Here is an 18,792-nt window from a genome sequence, read left to right as displayed (position 1 = left end):
AGGTGGGCGCGGTGGTGCGCAGGCCGGTGGCGTGGGTCGTGGCGGTGGTGCTGTTCGCCGAGGCGTTCGGCATCGCGGCGCTCAACTGGTTCCTGGGGGTCGTCGTCGACCGCCAGGACATGTCGCTGGCCGGGCTCGACCCGCACATGATGTCGGTGTCGTCGAAGATCGGCGGGATCGCCTTCGGCCTCTACTTCGCCCTGTGCGGCCTGGTCGCGCTGCTCGTGGCGGTGCGCGACCGGCCCCCGGCGGGCTTCGGGCGGGTGCTGCTGATCAGCGCGGCGGTCGTGCACGCGCTGCTGGGCGCCTTCACCTGGGGACTCGTCGGCTGGCCGGCGTTCCTGTTCATGGTGCTGGTGCTCGCCCTGATCGTGCTGCTGCTGATGACCTACGACCGTCCGGCCGAGCCCGCCGGCGCGGCACCCCGGGACGGGGCGGGCGACGGCGGCTCCCCGGTCACTTCTCCGCAGGCGCCCACAACTCCGTGATGCCGACGCCCAGTTCGGCCAGGAGTCGCCGGACCAGGGGCAGGCTGATGCCGATGACGTTGCCGTGGTCGCCGTCGATGCCGTCGATGAACGGGGCCGAACGGCCGTCCAGGGTGAACGCCCCGGCGACGTAGAGGGGTTCGCCGGAGGCCACGTAGGCGGCGATCTCCTCGTCTGTCGGCTCGCCGAAGTGGACGACGGTGGACGCGGTCGCGGAGACGTACTGGCCGGTGAGCGTGTCGTAGACGCAGTGGCCGGTCTGCAGGGTGCCGGCGCGGCCGCGCATCGCCTTCCAGCGGGCGGTGGCCTCCTCGGCGTCGGCGGGTTTGCCGAGGGCCTGGCCGTCCAGGTCGAGCACGGAGTCGCAGCCGATCACCAGGGCGCCCTTGACGTCCGGCCGGGCCGCGACCACGGAGGCCTTCGCCTCGGCGAGGGCGAGCGCCAGCTCGGCGGGGGTGGGGGCGGTGACGGCGTCCTCGTCGACCCCGCTCACGATCACCTCGGGGGCGAGACCGGCCTGGCGCAGCAGGCCGAGCCGGGCGGGGGACTGGGAGGCGAGGACGAGTCGGCGGCGCGGCTGATCTGTCATGCGTTCAGCGTATCGGCGGTGCCGGGCTCCCTCACCTCACACCGATCACGAGCATCACCAGCACCATGGCCAGGGCCAGGAGAACGCTCAGCCGCCGCAGCATGCCCTGCATGTCCCGCAGTTCTTCGGGCGGTTCGTTCTCGGGGTCGGACCACAGCATGAGTCCAGCGTGCGGCCTGGCGGGGCGGGGCGCCTGAGTAGGGGTACTCAAATCGGCGCCCCGCGTTGTCTCCGCCGTGCGCGGTTCCCCGCGCTCCTGGGGGCGAGCGCTCTAGCCCGGCCAGTACGTACGGCCCCACGACGACGGCCCCGGCTGGGGCAGGCGCCGGGCGGCGATGCGGGACGGGTCGGACCAGGAGTCGCGGGGCGCCGGCGCGCCGGGCGGCGTGGCGGCCGCCGCCGCGGCGCGGGCCCTGACCACCGCCAGGGCGGCGGCCAGCTCCTCCGGGGTCGGGTTGCCCCGTACGACCTTGATCGTCATATGGGCTCCTGGTGGCTAGAGGGGGATGTTGCCGTGCTTCTTCGGAGGCAGGGATTCCCGCTTCGTGCGCAGTTGACGCAGGCCCCGTACGACGTGCCGGCGGGTCTCGGACGGCAGGATCACCGCGTCGACGTAGCCGCGCTCGGCCGCGACGTAGGGGTTGAGCAGCGTGTCCTCGTACTCCTGGATCAGCCGGGCGCGCACGGCCTCCAGGTCCTCGCCGTTCGCCTCGGCCTCCGCGAGGGTGCGGCGGTGCAGGATGTTGACCGCGCCCTGGGCGCCCATGACGGCGATCTGGGCGGTGGGCCAGGCCAGGTTGAGGTCCGCGCCGAGGTGCTTGGAGCCCATGACGTCGTAGGCGCCGCCGAAGGCCTTGCGGGTGATGACCGTGATGAGCGGGACGGTCGCCTCGGCGTAGGCGTAGATCAGCTTGGCGCCGCGGCGGATGATGCCGTCGTGCTCCTGGTCGACGCCGGGCAGGAAGCCGGGGACGTCGACGAAGGTGAGCACCGGGACGTTGAAGGCGTCGCAGGTCCGCACGAAGCGGGCCGCCTTCTCGCTGGCCTTGATGTCCAGGCAGCCGGCGAACTGCATCGGCTGGTTGGCGACGATGCCGACCGGCCGGCCCTCGACCCGGCCGAAGCCGGTGAGGATGTTCGGCGCGTACAGCGGCTGCGTCTCGAAGAACTCGGCGTCGTCCAGGACGTGCTCGATCACCGCGTGCATGTCGTACGGCTGGTTCGCGCTGTCCGGGACGATCGTGTCCAGCTCGCGGTCCTCGTCCGTGACCTCCAGGTCGGCCTCCTCGGGGAAGGCCGGCGGCTCGGAGAGGTTGTTGGACGGCAGGTACGACAGCAGTTGCTTGATGTACTCGATCGCGTCCTTCTCGTCGCCCGCCATGTGGTGGGCCACGCCGGAGGTCGCGTTGTGGGTGCGGGCGCCGCCCAGCTCCTCGAAGCCGACGTCCTCACCGGTGACCGTCTTGATGACGTCGGGGCCGGTGATGAACATGTGCGAGGTCTGGTCGACCATGACCGTGAAGTCGGTGATGGCCGGGGAGTAGACCGCGCCGCCCGCGCACGGCCCGACGACCAGGCTGATCTGCGGGATGACGCCGGAGGCGTGGGTGTTGCGGCGGAAGATCTCGCCGTAGGCGCCGAGGGAGGCCACGCCCTCCTGGATGCGGGCGCCGCCGGAGTCGTTGATGCCGATGACCGGGCAGCCGGTCTTCAGCGCGAAGTCCATGACCTTGACGATCTTCTGCCCGTAGACCTCGCCCAGCGCGCCGCCGAAGACGGTGAAGTCCTGCGAGAACACGGCGACCGGGCGGCCGTCGACGGTGCCGTACCCGGTGACGACGCCGTCGCCGTAGGGGCGGTTCTTGTCGAGGCCGAAGTTTGTGGAGCGGTGCCGGGCGAACTCGTCGAGCTCGACGAACGAGCCCTCGTCGAGCAGGAGCTCGATCCGCTCACGGGCCGTCAGCTTGCCCTTGGCGTGCTGCTTCTCGACGGCGCGTGCGGAGCCGGCGTGCGTCGCCTCATCGATGCGGCGCTTCAGATCCGCGAGTTTGCCCGCGGTCGTGTGAATGTCAGGCTGCTGCTGCTCTTCCGGCTCGGACATCGGGATGCGGCTCCCTGCCTGCTCAAAAGGGGGGACGGTTACTCATCCGTAGAGTAGTGGGGGCCCTCCACATCGGCAGTGCGGCGTTTACCACACCTAGGGTGGCTTGCATGACGCCGCGAGATGCATCAGAGCCCGACGGAAGCCGCTGGTCCGACCTGGACCGGCCGCCCCTCAACATCACCGCCCTGCGCCGGGGGCTGGTGCGGGAGGGAGGGCTGTGGTCGGGGGTGGAGGTCGTCCAGCGCACCGGCTCGACCAACTCCGACCTGGTCGCCCGGGCGGCCGGGGGCGAGGCCGTGGAGGGCGCCGTACTGGTCGCCGAGGAGCAGACCGCCGGGCGGGGGCGCCTGGACCGGCAGTGGACCGCACCGCCGCGCTCCGGCCTCTTCTTCTCCGTCCTGCTCACGCCGGGCGAGGTGCCGGTGGCGCGCTGGGGGTGGCTGCCGCTGCTCACGGGGGTGGCCGTGGCGGCGGGGCTGGCGCGGGCGGCGGGCGTCGACACGGCGCTGAAATGGCCGAACGACCTGCTGGTCACCGTGGGGGGAGAGGAACGCAAGGCCGGCGGGATCCTCGCCGAGCGGGCCGGTGACGACGGGATCGTGATCGGGGTCGGTATCAACGTCACCCTGAAGGCGGACGAGCTGCCGGTGCCGACGGCGGGGTCGCTGGCGCTGGCCGGGGCCGTGAGCACGGACCGGGACCCGTTGCTGCGCGGGGTGCTTCGTTCTCTGGAGGAGTGGTACGGGAAGTGGCGCGCGGCCGGTGGCGACCCGAGCGTGAGCGGGTTGCACGAGGCATATGCCGCCGGGTGCGCGACGCTCGGGCGGGTGGTGCGTGCGGAGTTGCCGGGGGATCGGGCCGTGGTGGGGGAGGCGGTGGCCGTGGACGGGGACGGACGGCTGGTGCTGGCGACGGAGGAAGGGGTGCAGGAGCCGGTGGGCGCCGGGGACATCGTGCACCTCAGGCCCGCCTGAGCCGGGACCGGGCGGGAGCGCAGCCGGGCGGAGCCGGGTGCCTCCCCCGAGTCGCCGCGAGCAGGGAGTGCTCCCGGCGCCCCCACGTGCCGCCCCCGGCGGCACGGCTGCCCGCAGCTCGGCGCCCGGTCGGACCTTACGGAGTGAGCTGGCGCACACCTGCCGTAGAGTTGAGGCCGGTCGATACATGACCGTGACAGATCGGAAGGGCAGCACGCGTGACCGTCGACGACTCGGGCTCCGGCACGGACGCGCAGGGCGCCGACCCCGGCGAGGATCCGCTCGCCCTGCGGCTGGAACAGCTCATCCTGGGCGCCGAGCGCCGCTACACCCCGTTCCAGGCGGCCCGCAGCGCCGGTGTCTCCATGGAACTGGCCTCCCGCTTCTGGCGGGCCATGGGCTTCGCCGACATCGGCCAGGCCAAGGCCCTGACGGAGGCGGACGTCCTCGCCCTGCGGCGCCTGGCCGGTCTCGTCGAGGCCGGGCTGCTGAGCGAGGCGATGGCCGTCCAGGTGGCCCGCTCCACCGGGCAGACCACCGCCCGGCTCGCCGAGTGGCAGATCGACTCCTTCCTGGAGGGTCTGACCGAGCCGCCCGAGCCGGGCATGACGCGCACCGAGGTGACGTACCCGATCGTCGAGCTGCTCCTGCCCGAACTGGAGGAGTTCCTGGTCTACGTCTGGCGCCGCCAGCTCGCGGCCTCGGCCGGACGGGTCGTGCAGGCCGCCGACGACGAGGAGATGGTCGACCGGCGGCTGGCCGTCGGCTTCGCCGACCTGGTCGGCTTCACGCGGCTGACCCGCCGGATGGAGGAGGAGGAGCTCGGCGAGCTGGTCGAGGCCTTCGAGACCACGGCCGCCGACCTGGTGGCCGCCAACGGCGGACGGCTGATCAAGACCCTCGGCGACGAGGTGCTGTACGCCGCGGACGACGCCGGCACGGCCGCCGAGATCGCGCTGCGGCTGATCGAGACCATGGCGCACGACGAGACCATGCCGGAGCTGCGCGTCGGCATGGCGTTCGGCACCGTGACCACCCGAATGGGTGATGTCTTCGGAACAACCGTGAACCTGGCCTCCCGGCTCACCTCGATAGCTCCCAAGGACGCCGTGCTCGTCGACACCGCGTTCGCCGAGGAGCTGATCCGCACGCAGGACGCCCCGGCCTCCGAGGCGGAGGCGGCGGAGGAGGCCGCGGCCGCGGAGAAGGAGGGTGAGGAGCCGCCGGTGTACCGGTTCGCGCTGCAGCCGATGTGGCAGCGGCCGGTGCGCGGTCTGGGCGTCGTGGAGCCGTGGCTGCTCACCCGGCGGGACGGGGCGCCGTAACCGCTCCCCGGTGTGCCGTCGGCGCGGTGTCAGCGGTGGCCGGCGGGTGAGTCCACGCAGAGGCCGATGATCGGCACGCACAATCCGGGGTCCTGCGGCTTCCTCGGTTCGTCCGGCGTGCCGGGCTGCTCGGGTGCCGGGGCGGGTGCCGTCCGGCTCGGGGGCGTGCTCGGGGCCGGGCGGGGTGTGTCGCCCCGGGGCGGCGCGGCCGGGGGGTTCGGCGTGTCGGGAACGGTCGTGGTGCCGGGCCCGGGCGCCTGGGGCGTGTCCGGGGTCCGGCCGGGTCCGGTGGCTCGGCCGGAGGTCCCCGGGGCCTGGGCGGACGAGGCCGTCGGTGCGCCACCGGTGGCCGGTGACGGGGTGAGGCCGCCGAGGGCGGTGGGCGAGGAGGGGCTCGCCTCGGGCGTGGCCGGGAGGGCCGCCGCCGCGCTCCGGGTCTCGTCCGTGCCGGAGAGGACCGGGTCCGGGCGGGGCTCGGCCCCGGCGGTGCCGACGCCGTCCGCGCCGGTTCCCGAGGTCAGGCGGACGAGGCTCAGCGCGCCCGCGGCCAGGGCGAGGCCGCCGGCCGCGAGCAGGACCTTGCGGGGGCGGGGCTTGCGGTGCCGGCCCCGCGGCCTAGGGGGAAAGGGTGCCGTCTCCGCCGCCGACGGCTCGTGGGGCGCGGCGGGCACCGGTCGGCGCGGGCGGGCGGCCCCGGTGTCCTGCTGCGGCTTCGCCGGCGTGTTCGTCGTCCTCATGGTTCCTCCCCGATGCGCCACGCGCCCCCGTTACGCGTGGCGGACGCACGTTATGCGCTCCCTTGGGCGTTCGGGGCGGTGTTGCGGGGATGTCACTCGAACGGGTGGGCGGGCAGGGGCGGGGAACCGGTCGCGTCCGCTCTTTCGTGGGCCGGGTGCGGCTGCGATGATCTGAGGCGTCGGTTCTTGTTAACCCGCGTTAACCGGAGGGTGTCATGAGTGAGGAACGGTTCGGGGAGTTTGTGCTGGTGCGGCGGCACGAGCAGGGGCATGTCGCGGAGCTCGTCCTCGACCGCCCCAAGGCCATGAACGCGGTGTCGACCGACATGGCGCGATCGATCTCCGGGGCGTGCGCGGCGCTGGGGGAGGACCGGGACGTGCGGGCGGTCGTCCTGACCTCGACGCACGAGCGGGCGTTCTGCGTGGGCGCCGACCTGAAGGAGCGGAACTCGTTCAGCGACGCGGATCTGCTGCGGCAGCGGCCCGTGACCCGCGGGGCGTACACCGGGGTGCTGGAGCTGCCGGTGCCGACGGTGGCGGCGGTGCACGGGTTCGCGCTGGGCGGCGGGTTCGAGCTGGCGCTGGCGTGCGATGTGATCGTGGCGGACCGGACAGCCGTGGTGGGACTGCCCGAGGTGTCGGTCGGCGTGATCCCCGGCGGCGGCGGGACGCAGTTGCTGCCGCGCCGGGTCGGGGCGGCCCGGGCCGCCGAGCTGATCTTCTCCGCGCGGCGGGTGGAGGCCGTCGAGGCCGGGGAGTTGGGGCTCGTGGACCAGGTGGTGGAGGAGGGCCGGGACCGGGAGGAGGCGCTGGCGCTGGCCGCCCGGATCGCCGGGAACTCGCCGGTGGGGCTGCGGGCCGCGAAGCGCGCGCTGCGGCTGGGCCAGGGACTGGATCTGCGGGCCGGGCTGGAGGTCGAGGACGCGGCATGGCGGGCCACGGCGTTCTCGGGCGACCGGGCGGAGGGCGTCGCCGCGTTCAACGAACGCCGCAAGCCCGAGTGGCCCGGGGAGTAGCGGGGCGGGAGCCGACGGGGCGTGACGGGGACGGCCTGCGGAGTCGTGGCCGGGATGGGCCATGGGGTGTGATGGGGATGGCTGCGGAGTCGTACCGGGATCGGCCGACGGGGCGTGATGGGAAGCGCGGCCGTGTCCGAGGTGGGCCGGGGGCCGTCGCCGGGCGGGCCGACGGGTGACCGCGGGCGGCGTGGCCTGCGGAGTCGTGGTGGGGTGGGCCGAGGGCAAGCGCAATGCGCCCTGCCCTCGCGCTCCCGCTGCATCGTTCGCCTTCCGCGTGCCCTGCGGGGCCGCCACGCGCCGCTGCTCGTGGTGGTGGCCGGGGTGGCTTGCGGAGTCGCGAGCGGGGCGTGCCGCAGGCGCGTGGCCGAGGGTGGGCCGACGGGCGTGGCCGGGGCGGGGCGGTGGTTGTGAACGGTGCTCGTTCCTTGTGAACCGCTCGGCCTCCCCGTTCGCCCCGTCAACAGAACGGAATGGCTGAAAACTCCCTAGCCTGGGGTGATGGGTGAGGACAGACGGCTGGCGGCCGTCGTCGCGTTGGCTCAGGGGATGGCGGCCGCGCACGGGCTGCGTGAGGCGTGGCGTGCGGCGGCCTCGGGGGCGTGCCGGGCGCTGGGCGGCAGCTTCGCCGCACTGTCGGTGTGGGAGCGGGAGCTCGGGCGGCTGAAGGTCCTCGTGAACGTCGGGGAGCTGGCCGAGGGCGAGGAGGAGTTCCCGGAGGACGAGGCCTACCCGGTGCACCAGTTCGCCGAGATCACGGAGTTCCTGCACGAGCAGTGGGCCGGCGGCGGTGAGCCCGACGCGTGGGTGGAGACGGCCGAGGGACCCGCCGCCGGGCAGCCCGGGTACTGCCACCAGCGGGTCGCAGCCCTGCGGCGGCGCGGCCGCGGCTGCTGCGTCGTCGCGCCCATCGTGCTGCACGGCAGGGCCTGGGGCGAGCTCTACGTCGCCCGGCCGGTCGGCGTGCCCGTCTTCGGGCGGGCCGACGCCGACTTCGCCACCGTCCTGGCCTCCGTCGTGGCCGCCGGCATCGCCCAGACCGAGCGTCTGGAGGAGGCCCGGCGGCTCGCCTTCACCGACTCCCTCACCGGGCTCGCCAACCGCCGGGCCGTCGACGTACGCCTGGAACAGGCCATCGAGCGGCACCGCAGGGACGGGGCCGTCGTCAGCCTGGTCGTCTGCGACCTGAACGGACTCAAGGGGGTCAACGACACCCACGGGCACGCGGCCGGCGACCGGCTTCTGGAGCGGTTCGGCTCGGTGCTGTCTCTGTGCGGGGCCATGCTGCCGGGGGCGCTCGCGGCGCGGCTCGGCGGGGACGAGTTCTGCCTGCTGGCGGTCGGCCCGCCGGCGGACCAGGTCGTGAAGGCGGCCGGTGAACTGTGCCGCAGGGCGGCGGAGTTGGAACTCGGGGACGGTGTGGCCTGCGGCGTCGCCTCCACCGAGGACCCGATCGGGACCGTACGGTCCGCGCGCCGGCTCTTCCGGCTCGCCGACGCCGCGCAGTACCGGGCCAAGGCCGAGCGGGCCGGCCGCCCGGTCGTCGCCGGACGGGCCGGGCCCGACGACCCCGTCGTGCGGCTCGCGGACGAGCCGTCCCGGGAGGCGGGCGGCGAACGGCGCCGCTTCCGCGGCCGGCACGCACCCTGACGCCCACCCGGCAGGCCCGGCGGCCCCGGACGGTGTGACGTATTCGGTAAGGGGCGAACCCCGTCCCCAGTGGTGACAGCATTGAATTCACTGCGTACGCTCCTGAATATGGATATGCACACTGTGGTGGTGGGGACGTCCGGGGTGACCGCGTCCGACGTGCTCGCCGTGGCGCGCGGCGGCGCCCGCGTCGAGCTCTCCGAGGAGGCCGTGGCCGCCCTCGCCGCGGCCCGCGAGATCGTGGACGCGCTGGCGGCCAAGCCGGACCCCGTGTACGGCGTGAGTACCGGCTTCGGCGCCCTGGCGACCCGGCACATCAGCCCCGAGCTGCGCGCACAGCTCCAGCGCAACATCGTCCGCTCGCACGCCGCCGGCATGGGCCCCCGGGTCGAGCGCGAGGTCGTGCGCGCCCTGATGTTCCTGCGGCTGAAGACCGTCTGCTCCGGGCACACCGGCGTGCGCCCCGAGGTCGCGCAGATCATGGCCGACCTGCTCAACGCCGGGATCACCCCGGTCGTGCACGAGTACGGCTCCCTCGGCTGCTCCGGCGACCTCGCCCCGCTGTCCCACTGCGCGCTCGCGCTCATGGGCGAAGGCGACGCCGAGGGCCCCGACGGCACCGTGCGCCCGGCCGCCGAACTGCTCGCCGCGCACGGCATCCAGCCGGTCGAACTGCGCGAGAAGGAGGGGCTCGCCCTCCTCAACGGCACCGACGGCATGCTCGGCATGCTGGTCATGGCCCTGGCCGACCTGGACACCCTCTACCGGTCCGCCGACGTCACGGCCGCCCTGTCCCTGGAGGCCCTGCTCGGCACCGACAAGGTCCTCGCTCCCGAGCTGCACGCCATCCGGCCGCACCCGGGGCAGGCCGCCAGCGCCGCCAACATGCTGGCCGTGCTGAAGGGCTCGGGTCTGACCGGCCATCACCAGGACGACGCCCCGCGCGTCCAGGACGCCTACTCGGTGCGCTGCGCCCCGCAGGTCGCCGGTGCCGGGCGGGACACCGTGGCGCACGCCCGGCTGGTCGCCGACCGCGAGCTGGCCGCCGCCGTGGACAACCCCGTGGTCCTGCCTGGGGGCACCTCCCAGGCTTTCGGCACTGGGGGAGGCCGCGTGGAGTCCAACGGCAACTTCCACGGGGCGCCCGTCGCCTACGTCCTGGACTTCCTGGCCATCGCCGCCGCCGACCTCGGCTCCATCGCCGAGCGGCGCACCGACCGGCTGCTCGACAAGAACCGCAGCCACGGCCTGCCGCCGTTCCTCGCCGACGACGCCGGTGTGGACTCGGGCCTGATGATCGCTCAGTACACGCAGGCCGCGCTGGTCAGCGAGCTGAAGCGGCTCGCCGTTCCGGCTTCGGCCGACTCGATCCCGTCCTCCGCCATGCAGGAGGACCACGTCTCCATGGGCTGGTCGGCGGCGCGCAAGCTGCGCACCGCCGTCGACAACCTCACCCGGGTCCTCGCCATCGAGCTGTACGCCGCCACGCGCGCGATCCAGCTGCGCGAAGGGCTCACCCCGGCGCCCGCGACGCGGGCCGTCATCGACGCCGCCCGGGCGGCCGGTGTCCAGGGCCCCGGCCCGGACCGCTACCTCGCGCCCGATCTGGCCGCGGCGGACGCGTTCGTGCGCGACGGACGGCTGCTCGCGGCGGTGGAGGCGGTCACCGGGCCGCTGCAGTAGGGCGGTTCGCGGAACGGGAGGGGCCCTGCCGCCCGGCGGGGCCCCTCAGCCGTCCCCGCGGGCCCTCAAGTGCGGTCAGAGACCGAGGCGTTCCCGGCGGACCGAGTACACGACGAAGCCGGCGCCCAGCGTGAGGCAGAAGGTCCCGCCGATCACGTACGGCGTGCTGTCGAAGCTTCCGGTGTCCGCGAGCCGGGGCCCCGCGGCGGAGGCGTCCGCGCCCGTGGCCGCGACCCGGGCCTGCTCCGTGACCTGCGGAGACGGGCTCGTCGAGACGGCGTCTCTCACCGGGGAGTCCGACGTCGCGTTGGCGGACGGGACGAACCACAGGGCGCCCAGCAGGGTCGCCGCTGCGGTGGCGGTCAGCAACGGACGGCGAGCGGATGACACGGAATATCGATCCCCTTGTGACGTCGGCGAATTGGCCGTGTGGGGCGATGTTAGTGAAAGGCGCGGGTCACGGGAAAGTCACAGGAGGCCTTGGCCGTACGCTCCCGCCATGAGCACTCCAGAGACATCACGATTTGTACGGCTTCGGGTGGAACTCGTTCTCGAGGTGGAGGACCCCGACGCGGTCACCAAGTCCGCGCTCGGCAGGATCGCCGGTGACGCCGGGATGCCGGAGGCGGAGCGGGCCCACGCCGAGGACGCTGTGACGGAAGACACCGCGGAGGCCCTCGCCTACCTCGTCGACCCGTTCGACCTGGTCAGCGAGGTGCCGGGGGTCGAGCTCCAGCAGGCCTCCTGGAGCAGCGAGCGGATCGACTACGACCCCGATTCGCCGGACTGGGACCTCGACGAGGATGATGGCGGCGACGACAGCGACGGCTGACCGCCCGGAACCTCCTGGCCCCGGGCGGCAACCGCCGCCCGGGGTCCTCGCGTCTCCAGCGGCGCACGACCACACCCGCACCGCCCGGCACCGTCCGTCACGGACGTGGTGATCCCCACACCTGCGCCACCTGGGGAACCGGACGAACCGGTCGTAGCGTTGAACGTCTCGACGGGGACTCACGAGTCCCGACGGGGGCACTTGGTGGGTGACGGGGACCCGGGGTTTGGGGAAATCGGCAACGATGGAGAAGCGTGTGATGACGGTCAGTAAGCGGCGCAAGGGCCTGACGGTCGCGTCCGCACTGCTCGGCGGAGTGCTGGTGCTCTCGGCCTGTTCCGGCGGCGACGACAGCGCCTCCGGCGGCGACGGCGGCGACAGCTCCCAGTCGAAGGTCGACGAGGCCGCGGCCCAGAAGACCTCCGAGGCCCAGATCAAGATCACGCCCAAGGACGGCTCGAACAACGCCTCGATCAACAACTCCGCGGCCGTCACGGTGAGCAAGGGCACGCTCACGACCGTGAAGATGACGACGGCCGACGGCACCGAGGTCAGCGGCCAGATATCCGCCGACAAGAAGAGCTGGAAGCCCAGCACGCAGCTGGAGCGGTCCACCACCTACAGGCTGGCGGCGGAGGCGAAGGACTCCGACGGGCGCGTCGCCCACGAGAACGCCTCCTTCACCACGGTCTCCCCGGCCAACAGCTTCATCGGCAACTTCACTCCGGACGACGGCACCACCGTCGGCGTCGGCATGCCGGTCTCGATCAACTTCGACAAGGCGATCACCAACAAGGCCGCGGTCCAGAAGGGCATCACGGTCAGCACGACCAGCGGCCAGGAGGTCGCCTGCCACTGGTTCAACGCCAACCGCATGGACTGCCGGCCCGAGGACTACTGGAAGGAAGGCTCCACCGTCACGCTGAAGCTCGCGCTCGACGGTGTCGAGGGCGCCGAGGGCGTCTACGGCGTCCAGCAGAAGACGGTCACCTTCAAGATCGGCCGCAACCAGATCTCCTACGTCGACGCGAAGACCAAGCAGATGAAGGTCACGCAGGACGGCAAGGTCGTCCGGACGATCCCGATCTCCGCGGGCTCGCCGGAGAACAAGACCTACGAGGGCGTCATGGTGATGTCCGAGAAGTTCAAGGAGACGCGCATGAACGGCGCGACCGTGGGCTTCACGGACGACGACGGCAAGGGCGAGTACGACATCAAGGACGTGCCGCACGCCATCCGCCTCTCCAGCTCCGGCACGTTCATCCACGGCAACTACTGGGGCGCGAAGTCCATCTTCGGCAACGCGAACACGAGCCACGGCTGCGTCGGTCTCCAGGACGCCAAGGGCGCGGACGACCCGAACACGCCGGGCGCCTGGTTCTTCGACAACTCCATCCTCGGTGACGTGGTCGTCGTCGAGAACACCGGCGACAAGACCATCGCGCCGGACAACGGCCTCAACGGCTGGAACATGAACTGGGCCGACTGGAAGGCCGGCTCGGCCGTCTGACGGTCCCTCGGCAGCACACGCACGGAAGCCGCCGCCCGCCCCCGCCCGGGGCGGACGGCGGCTTCCGGCATTTACCGGCCGCTTCCGGCTTCTGCGGCGGCTTCCGGTTTCCCGGCCCCTTCTCATCCGGCTCTTATACGCGGCTCAAGCGCTCATCACGGACCGTCCCTAGCTTGCCGCCATGTTCTTCACCTATCTGAGGCGCGAGTTGCGCCGCCGCAGAAAGGCGGCCCTCGTCGTCGCCTCCGGACTCGCGCTGGGCATCGCGCTGGTCATCGTCGTCACGTCCGTCTCCGCCGGCATGGGCGCGGCGCAGGACAAGGTCCTCCAGTCGCTCTACGGGCTGGGCACGGACATGACCGTCACCAAGGCCGCGGCGCCCCCGGGCAGCGACGCCGAGCGGCCGCGCTTCCGCTTCGACGCGCAGAACGACGGCTCCGGCGGCGAGCAGAGCAGCGACCGCGTCATGGTGCAGGGCTTCCAGACGCTGGCGAGTTCGACCGTGAGCGAGGTGGGCGCGCAGAGCGGGGTCGCGGACGCCGTGGGCGGACTGAGCCTCCAGGTCGTCAAGGTCAGCGGCGAGTTCACCCGTGGCCGCTTCCAGCAGGACGGCGGCGGCGCCCCGGGCGGCGGCCAGGGTGGCGCACAGCCTTCTCCGCAGGGCCGCGTCGAGGGCGGCGGCGCCGACTTCGACGTCAACAGCTACTCCGTCTACGGCACCGACGTCACCGAACCCGCACTCGGCCCGCTCACCTCCTCCCGTATCACCAGCGGGCGCACCTTCGCGGCGAACGAGGCGAACGCCGCGGTCGCCGTGGCCGACGCGTCCTACGCCAAGGAGAAGAAGCTCAAGACCGGGTCCACGGTCACCGTCAAGGACACGAAGTTCGAGGTGGTCGGCATCGCCACGGCCGACAGCGGGGACGCCGCCGCCGACCTCTACATCCCGCTGAAGCGGGCGCAGACGCTGGCCGACGCGAAGGACAAGGTCACCACGATCTACGTCAGGGCGACCGACTCGCAGCGCATCGACAGCGTCAAGTCGGAGATCCGGAAGAACGTCGGCGGCACGACCGTCACCACCTCCGCCGACCTCGCCGACACCGTCTCCGGCTCCCTGTCCACGGCCTCCTCCCTCGCCACGAGCGTGGGCAAGTGGCTGTCGGTCGTGGTGCTCGTGGCCGCCTTCCTGGTGGCGGGCCTTCTGACGTCCTCGGCGGTCTCCCGCCGGGTCCGCGAGTTCGGCACGCTCAAGGCGCTGGGCTGGAGGTCCGGCCGGGTGACCGGGCAGGTGGTCGGCGAGGCGGTCGTCAACGGCCTGGTCGGCGGGGCGCTGGGCATCGCGCTGGGGCTGGTGGGCGCCTACGCCGTGACCGCCGCCAGCCCGACCCTGCAGGCCCAGCTCGGCGGGGGCGGGGGTGCCGGGGGCGGCTTCGGCGGCCCCGGGCGGCAGGCGCAGCGGACCCTCGACGTCGCCCTGACCGCACCCGTCAGCCCGGCGACCATCGCCCTCGCGGTGGCCCTGGCGGTCACGGGCGGCCTGGTCGCCGGCGCGTTCGGCGGCTGGCGGGCCTCACGGCTCCGCCCGGCGGACGCACTGCGCCGCGTCGAGTAGCGCCCGCCCGCCCGCACCCGAAGACGACATCAGGAGCCCTCCATGTACGAACTGACCGCGGTCACCAAGCACTACACGCGTTCCAGAGAAACCGTCCAGGCCCTCGACGGCATCGACCTCACCATTCCCGACGGCGACCGTCTGGTCATCCAGGGCCCCACCGGTGGTGGCAAATCCACCCTGCTGCACATGCTCGGCGGACTGGACCGCCCCACATCCGGCCGGATCGTCCTCGACGGCACCGACCTCGCCGCCCTGCCGGAGGCCAGGCTCACCCGCGTGCGAAGCGAAAGCATCGGTTTCGTCTTCCAGTCCTTCAACCTGATCCCGACGCTCACCGCACAGGAAAACGTCGAAACCGCGCTCGTCCCGCTCGGCGTCAAGCCGAAACAGCGCCGCGAACAGGCCGCCGAGGCACTGAAGTCGGTCGGTCTCGGAGAACGCCTCGCGCATCTGCCCGGCGAGATGTCCGGCGGTCAGCAGCAGCGTGTGGCCATCGCCCGGGCCCTGGTGAAACAGCCGAAGGTGCTGCTCGCCGACGAACCCACCGGCAACCTCGACGAGTCGATGCGCGACGAGATCATGGACGTGCTCGAACGCATGTGGAAGGAGCTCGGGCTCACCTTCATCATGGTGACCCACGACACTTCTCTCGCGAAGAAGGCCCCGCGCCTGGCGACGATCCGCAAGGGCCGCATCACCGTCAAGGAGAACACGCGTGCGTAAGTTCGCGGCCCTGTAACGGAGTTCCGGCAGTCGTGTAACAGTCGGCCGACGGATTTCTTACTGTCTTCTCATCTATTGAGTGCCTGATCACCCCTCGGCATACTGCGTGATCCGGGGGGTGCGCGCGCATGCGTACGAGACCACCCCCGGCCGGGTGAACGGGGAATTCGCCCGGTACTTCTGCAAGGGGGAAACTTGCGCAGACAAGTGAAAAGGGCGTGCGCGGCCACGGTCGCCACAGCGGCAGCCGTGGCCCTCGCGGCGGGCATGACCAGCCCCGCGTCGGCCGACGGCGAGCGCACGGCCGCCGCCGAGCGGGCCTCGCTCACCGCCAAGCACCACATCACGCTGATCACCGGCGACCGGGTCGCCCTGGACGCCAAGGGCCGCGTCGTCGGCCTGCAGCGGGCCGAGGGCCGAGAGGACGTACCCGTCCAGGTCCGCAAGATCGACGGCCACACCCTCGTGATCCCGGCCGACGCCGCCCGTCTCGTCGCCACGGGCAAGCTCGACCAGCGTCTCTTCGACGTCACCGAGCTCAACAAGTCCGCGACCCGCAAGGCCCAGAAGAAGGGCCTGAAGGTCATCGTCGGCTACCAGGGCGGCGCCGCGGCCACGAAGGCCGACGTGCGGGACGCGGGCACCCTGAGCCACACCCTGAAGACCCTCAACGCCGACGCGGTCCAGACGCCGCAGGAGGACGCGCCCGAGCTGTGGGACGCCGTCACCAACGGCGACAAGACCGCCGCCGGCATCGCGCACGTCTGGCTCGACGGCGTCCGCAAGGCCAGCCTCGACAAGTCCGTCGCGCAGATCGGCGCGCCCAAGGCGTGGTCGGCCGGCTACGACGGCAAGGGCGTCAAGATCGCCGTCCTGGACACCGGTGTCGACGGCACGCACGCCGACCTCAAGGGCCAGGTCGTCGACGCCAAGAACTTCTCCGCCGCGCCCGACACCAGCGACAAGGTCGGCCACGGCACGCACGTCGCCGCCATCGCGGCCGGCACCGGCGCGAAGTCCGGCGGCAAGTACAAGGGCGTCGCGCCCGGCGCGAAGATCCTCAACGGCAAGGTGCTCGACGACAGCGGATTCGGCAGTGACTCCGAGATCGTCGCCGGCATGGAGTGGGCCGCCGCGCAGGGTGCCGACGTCATCAACATGAGCCTGGGCGGCCTGGACACGCCGGCGATCGACCCGATGGAAGCGGTGGTGAACAAGCTCTCCGAGGAGAAGGGTGTCCTGTTCGCCATCGCCGCCGGCAACGAGGGCGACTTCGGCGAGCAGACCGTCGGCTCCCCGGGCAGCGCCGCCGCGGCCCTGACCGTCGGCGCGGTCGACGACAAGGACGTGCTGGCGGACTTCTCCAGCCGCGGCCCCGGCATGGACGGCGCCCTCAAGCCCGACGTGACCGCGCCCGGCGTGGACATCACCGCGGCCTCCGCCCCCGGCAACCTGATAGCCCAGGACGTCGGCGAGAAGCCGGCCGGATACATGACCATCTCCGGTACGTCGATGGCGACCCCGCACGTGGCGGGCGCGGCGGCGATCCTGAAGCAGCAGCACCCCGAGTGGAAGTACACCGAGCTCAAGGGCGCTCTCACCGGCTCCACCAAGGGCGGCAAGTACACGCCGTTCCAGCAGGGTTCGGGCCGGATCCAGGTCGACAAGGCCATCAAGCAGACCGTCGTCGCCGAGCCGGCGTCGGTGAGCTTCGGCATCCAGCAGTGGCCGCACACCGACGACAAGCCGGTCACCAAGCAGCTGACGTACCGCAACCTCGGCACCAAGGACGTCACGCTGAAGCTGGCGGCGACCGCCACCAACCCCAAGGGCAAGGCCGCCCCGGCCGGCTTCTTCAAGCTCGGCGCCACCACGGTGACGGTCCCGGCCGGCGGCAAGGCCTCCGTCCCCTTCACCGTCAACACCAAGCTGGGCGGCACGCTCGACGGCGCGTACTCCTCGTACGTGACGGCGACGGGTGGCGGCCAGACGGTCCGCACGGCGGCGGCGGTCCAGCGCGAGGTCGAGTCGTACGACGTCACGCTCAAGGTCCTGAACCGCGACGGGCAGCCGGCGAAGAACTACAGCGCCGACCTGACCGGCATCGCGGGCCTGGGCAAGGGCAAGGGGGCCATGCCGTACGACGCGGACGGCACGGTCACCGCGCGGCTTCCCAAGGGCACCTACGCCCTCAACGGCAACATCTACGTGGGCGACGACCCGGAGAAGTTCGCCGGTGTCGACTGGCTCGCCCAGCCCAAGCTGAACCTCACCAAGAACACCACGGTCACGCTGGACGCCCGCAAGGCCAAGAAGGTGGACATCACCGTCCCGGCCACGGGCACCAAGTCGGAGTTCGCCTCGGCGGACTACACGGTGTCTGCCGGTGACTCCAGCTACGGCTTCGGCTGGTGGCTGGACTCCTTCGCCGACATCCGCAGCGCCCACGTCGGCCCGCAGATCACCGACGGTTCGGTGACCCAGCAGTGGGACGGCCACTGGAGCAAGGGCGCCACGGAGGAGTACAACACCGTCGCCGGCGGCCCGGTCAAGCAGCTCGCCACCGGTTTCACCAAGCACTACAAGGCCGGTGAGCTGGCCACGGTGAAGGCCGGCCTCGGTGCTTCGACGCCCGGCAAGAAGGGCGCGATCAACGCGGTGGGCTGGATGCCGTGGAGCTCCAGCGCCTCCTCGATCGGCATCCAGCAGTCCCTGCCCGGCACGCGCACGCTGCACCTGTCCGCGCAGGGCGGCGTGGAGTGGCAGCTCGAGTTCTCCCAGTACGGCGGGGTGGACCCGGACGGCTTCCCGATCGACGAGGCCGCCTACACGCTGGGCCAGCAGAAGTACGCGGCCGGCAAGAGCTACTCCGAGACCGTCAACGCGGCCGTCTTCGGACCGCGGATCGACGCCGACTTCGGCATCTTCCGCGAGGGCAACGAGATCTTCGGCTCGCTGCCGCTGTTCGCCGACGGCAAGGGCAACGTGGGCTACTCGCAGTTCTCGTCGGCGGCCACGACCCTCTACCGCAACGGCAAGAAGGTCGGCTCCAACGACGACCCGCTGTTCGGCGAGAAGACGTTCAAGGTCCCGGCCGGTGACGCCGAGTACAAGCTGTCGACGTCGGTCAAGCGCAGCGTCAAGGTCGCGGCGGCCTCCACCCGCATCGACGCCAGCTGGACGTTCCGCTCGAAGAAGGTCACCGACCTCAAGCAGCTGCCCGCCTCCACCGCGCGCTTCCACGCGGCCACCGGCCTGGACAGCAAGGCCCCGGCCGGCAAGCAGGTCACCGTTCCGGTCACCGTCGAGGGCGCGGCCAAGGGCGGCAACCTGAAGTCGCTGTCGGTGTACGTGTCGTACGACTACGGCAAGACCTGGAAGAAGCTCGCCGTCAAGAAGGGCAAGGTCTCCTTCAAGAACCCGGCGAAGGGGAAGGCCGTCTCCTTCCACACCAAGATCGCCGACAAGAAGGGCAACAAGTCGACGATCTCGATCTACAACGCGTACTACGGCAAGTAGGCCGCAGGACCCGTCAGCGGACGG

General features: G+C 72.1%; 17 protein-coding genes. 11 read left to right on the top strand and 6 right to left on the bottom strand.

The features are described from left to right. Window positions 1–11: 11 nt before the first annotated feature. Entirely contained in the window at window positions 12–488 is a 477-nt protein-coding gene (locus tag ACIGAQ_RS17785) for a hypothetical protein (protein ID WP_399783769.1), read from the top strand. On the opposite strand, the gene ACIGAQ_RS17780 is transcribed toward ACIGAQ_RS17785, so the two are convergent. The 4 genes from ACIGAQ_RS17780 to ACIGAQ_RS17765 form a co-directional block, all read right to left on the bottom strand. After that, complete coding sequence (locus tag ACIGAQ_RS17780; RefSeq protein WP_399783766.1) at window positions 457–1,077, bottom strand: Maf family protein; 621 nt, start codon at window positions 1,075–1,077, stop codon at window positions 457–459. The two genes, ACIGAQ_RS17785 and ACIGAQ_RS17780, sit on opposite strands and share 32 nt — an antisense overlap. Window positions 1,078–1,108: 31 nt before the next feature. Continuing rightward, the gene (gene mmpB / locus ACIGAQ_RS17775; RefSeq protein WP_094054986.1) at window positions 1,109–1,237 is read right to left on the bottom strand and encodes a morphogenic membrane protein MmpB; all 129 of its coding nucleotides are present in this window, start codon (window positions 1,235–1,237) and stop codon (window positions 1,109–1,111) included. Between the two features lie 111 nt (window positions 1,238–1,348). Beyond that, complete coding sequence (locus tag ACIGAQ_RS17770) at window positions 1,349–1,558, bottom strand: acyl-CoA carboxylase epsilon subunit (protein ID WP_311679970.1); 210 nt, start codon at window positions 1,556–1,558, stop codon at window positions 1,349–1,351. A 15-nt stretch (window positions 1,559–1,573) separates the two neighbouring features. Then, window positions 1,574–3,178, bottom strand: coding sequence for an acyl-CoA carboxylase subunit beta (locus ACIGAQ_RS17765; protein WP_399783763.1), 1,605 nt, complete (start codon window positions 3,176–3,178; stop codon window positions 1,574–1,576). 110 nt (window positions 3,179–3,288) lie between these two features. On the opposite strand from ACIGAQ_RS17765, the gene ACIGAQ_RS17760 reads away from it, so the two are divergent. Beyond that, on the top strand, window positions 3,289–4,155 hold the full coding sequence (locus ACIGAQ_RS17760) for a biotin--[acetyl-CoA-carboxylase] ligase (RefSeq protein WP_311679966.1): 867 nt from the start codon (window positions 3,289–3,291) through the stop codon (window positions 4,153–4,155). Window positions 4,156–4,373: 218 nt separating this feature from the next. Then, window positions 4,374–5,480, top strand: a complete 1,107-nt coding sequence (locus tag ACIGAQ_RS17755; protein WP_094054990.1) for an adenylate/guanylate cyclase domain-containing protein — start codon at window positions 4,374–4,376, stop codon at window positions 5,478–5,480. A gap of 29 nt (window positions 5,481–5,509) precedes the next feature. Here ACIGAQ_RS17755 and ACIGAQ_RS17750 read toward each other — a convergent pair whose 3' ends face one another. Continuing rightward, on the bottom strand, window positions 5,510–6,217 hold the full coding sequence (locus ACIGAQ_RS17750; protein WP_399783758.1) for a hypothetical protein: 708 nt from the start codon (window positions 6,215–6,217) through the stop codon (window positions 5,510–5,512). A gap of 215 nt (window positions 6,218–6,432) precedes the next feature. On the opposite strand from ACIGAQ_RS17750, the gene ACIGAQ_RS17745 reads away from it, so the two are divergent. From ACIGAQ_RS17745 to hutH, 3 genes are all read left to right on the top strand, one after another. Beyond that, window positions 6,433–7,233 (top strand): enoyl-CoA hydratase/isomerase family protein, encoded by an 801-nt coding sequence (locus ACIGAQ_RS17745; protein ID WP_399783755.1) that lies wholly within the window; start codon window positions 6,433–6,435, stop codon window positions 7,231–7,233. Window positions 7,234–7,734: 501 nt separating this feature from the next. Beyond that, on the top strand, window positions 7,735–8,883 hold the full coding sequence (locus ACIGAQ_RS17740) for a diguanylate cyclase domain-containing protein (RefSeq protein WP_399783752.1): 1,149 nt from the start codon (window positions 7,735–7,737) through the stop codon (window positions 8,881–8,883). Between the two features lie 114 nt (window positions 8,884–8,997). After that, window positions 8,998–10,566: a histidine ammonia-lyase gene (gene hutH, locus ACIGAQ_RS17735; RefSeq protein ID WP_399784617.1), complete on the top strand. Its 1,569-nt coding sequence runs from the start codon at window positions 8,998–9,000 to the stop codon at window positions 10,564–10,566. A 75-nt stretch (window positions 10,567–10,641) separates the two neighbouring features. Here hutH and ACIGAQ_RS17730 read toward each other — a convergent pair whose 3' ends face one another. Then, window positions 10,642–10,935 carry a hypothetical protein gene (locus ACIGAQ_RS17730; protein ID WP_311680494.1) on the bottom strand — a complete coding sequence of 98 codons (294 nt, stop codon included), beginning with the start codon at window positions 10,933–10,935 and terminating at the stop codon, window positions 10,642–10,644. 130 nt (window positions 10,936–11,065) lie between these two features. Between ACIGAQ_RS17730 and ACIGAQ_RS17725 the strand changes: the two genes are divergently transcribed. The 5 genes from ACIGAQ_RS17725 (at window position 11,066) to ACIGAQ_RS17705 (ending at window position 18,768) form a co-directional block, all read left to right on the top strand. Further along, window positions 11,066–11,398, top strand: coding sequence for a hypothetical protein (locus ACIGAQ_RS17725; protein WP_399783749.1), 333 nt, complete (start codon window positions 11,066–11,068; stop codon window positions 11,396–11,398). Window positions 11,399–11,642: 244 nt separating this feature from the next. After that, window positions 11,643–12,908, top strand: a complete 1,266-nt coding sequence (locus ACIGAQ_RS17720; protein ID WP_362277407.1) for an Ig-like domain-containing protein — start codon at window positions 11,643–11,645, stop codon at window positions 12,906–12,908. Between the two features lie 181 nt (window positions 12,909–13,089). Then, window positions 13,090–14,523: an ABC transporter permease gene (locus ACIGAQ_RS17715; RefSeq protein WP_399783746.1), complete on the top strand. Its 1,434-nt coding sequence runs from the start codon at window positions 13,090–13,092 to the stop codon at window positions 14,521–14,523. Between the two features lie 42 nt (window positions 14,524–14,565). After that, the gene (locus tag ACIGAQ_RS17710; protein WP_362277413.1) at window positions 14,566–15,249 is read left to right on the top strand and encodes an ABC transporter ATP-binding protein; all 684 of its coding nucleotides are present in this window, start codon (window positions 14,566–14,568) and stop codon (window positions 15,247–15,249) included. A 207-nt stretch (window positions 15,250–15,456) separates the two neighbouring features. Next, window positions 15,457–18,768 carry a S8 family peptidase gene (locus ACIGAQ_RS17705; RefSeq protein WP_399784614.1) on the top strand — a complete coding sequence of 1,104 codons (3,312 nt, stop codon included), beginning with the start codon at window positions 15,457–15,459 and terminating at the stop codon, window positions 18,766–18,768. The last annotated feature ends 24 nt before the right edge of the window (window positions 18,769–18,792 follow it).

It is taken from the genome of Streptomyces sp. NPDC085932, assembly GCF_044540525.1.
Taxonomy (GTDB): Bacteria; Actinomycetota; Actinomycetes; order Streptomycetales; family Streptomycetaceae; genus Streptomyces; species Streptomyces levis.
The sequence above is the reverse complement of the archived record's forward strand: the minus strand, read 5'-3'. Positions and strand labels throughout refer to the sequence as shown.

What these genes read in the sequence shown, in the direction of transcription:
- ACIGAQ_RS17710 (WP_362277413.1), top strand. Translation starts at nt 14,566, where the DNA reads ATGTACGAACTGACCGCGGTCACCAAGCACTACACGCGTTCCAGAGAA.
- ACIGAQ_RS17715 (WP_399783746.1), top strand. Translation starts at nt 13,090, where the DNA reads ATGTTCTTCACCTATCTGAGGCGCGAGTTGCGCCGCCGCAGAAAGGCG.
- hutH (WP_399784617.1), top strand. Translation starts at nt 8,998, where the DNA reads ATGCACACTGTGGTGGTGGGGACGTCCGGGGTGACCGCGTCCGACGTG.
- ACIGAQ_RS17750 (WP_399783758.1), bottom strand. Translation starts at nt 6,217, where the DNA reads ATGAGGACGACGAACACGCCGGCGAAGCCGCAGCAGGACACCGGGGCC.
- ACIGAQ_RS17765 (WP_399783763.1), bottom strand. Translation starts at nt 3,178, where the DNA reads ATGTCCGAGCCGGAAGAGCAGCAGCAGCCTGACATTCACACGACCGCG.
- ACIGAQ_RS17740 (WP_399783752.1), top strand. Translation starts at nt 7,735, where the DNA reads ATGGGTGAGGACAGACGGCTGGCGGCCGTCGTCGCGTTGGCTCAGGGG.
- ACIGAQ_RS17745 (WP_399783755.1), top strand. Translation starts at nt 6,433, where the DNA reads ATGAGTGAGGAACGGTTCGGGGAGTTTGTGCTGGTGCGGCGGCACGAG.
- ACIGAQ_RS17725 (WP_399783749.1), top strand. Translation starts at nt 11,066, where the DNA reads ATGAGCACTCCAGAGACATCACGATTTGTACGGCTTCGGGTGGAACTC.
- mmpB (WP_094054986.1), bottom strand. Translation starts at nt 1,237, where the DNA reads ATGCTGTGGTCCGACCCCGAGAACGAACCGCCCGAAGAACTGCGGGAC.
- ACIGAQ_RS17770 (WP_311679970.1), bottom strand. Translation starts at nt 1,558, where the DNA reads ATGACGATCAAGGTCGTACGGGGCAACCCGACCCCGGAGGAGCTGGCC.
- ACIGAQ_RS17760 (WP_311679966.1), top strand. Translation starts at nt 3,289, where the DNA reads ATGACGCCGCGAGATGCATCAGAGCCCGACGGAAGCCGCTGGTCCGAC.
- ACIGAQ_RS17720 (WP_362277407.1), top strand. Translation starts at nt 11,643, where the DNA reads ATGGAGAAGCGTGTGATGACGGTCAGTAAGCGGCGCAAGGGCCTGACG.
- ACIGAQ_RS17780 (WP_399783766.1), bottom strand. Translation starts at nt 1,077, where the DNA reads ATGACAGATCAGCCGCGCCGCCGACTCGTCCTCGCCTCCCAGTCCCCC.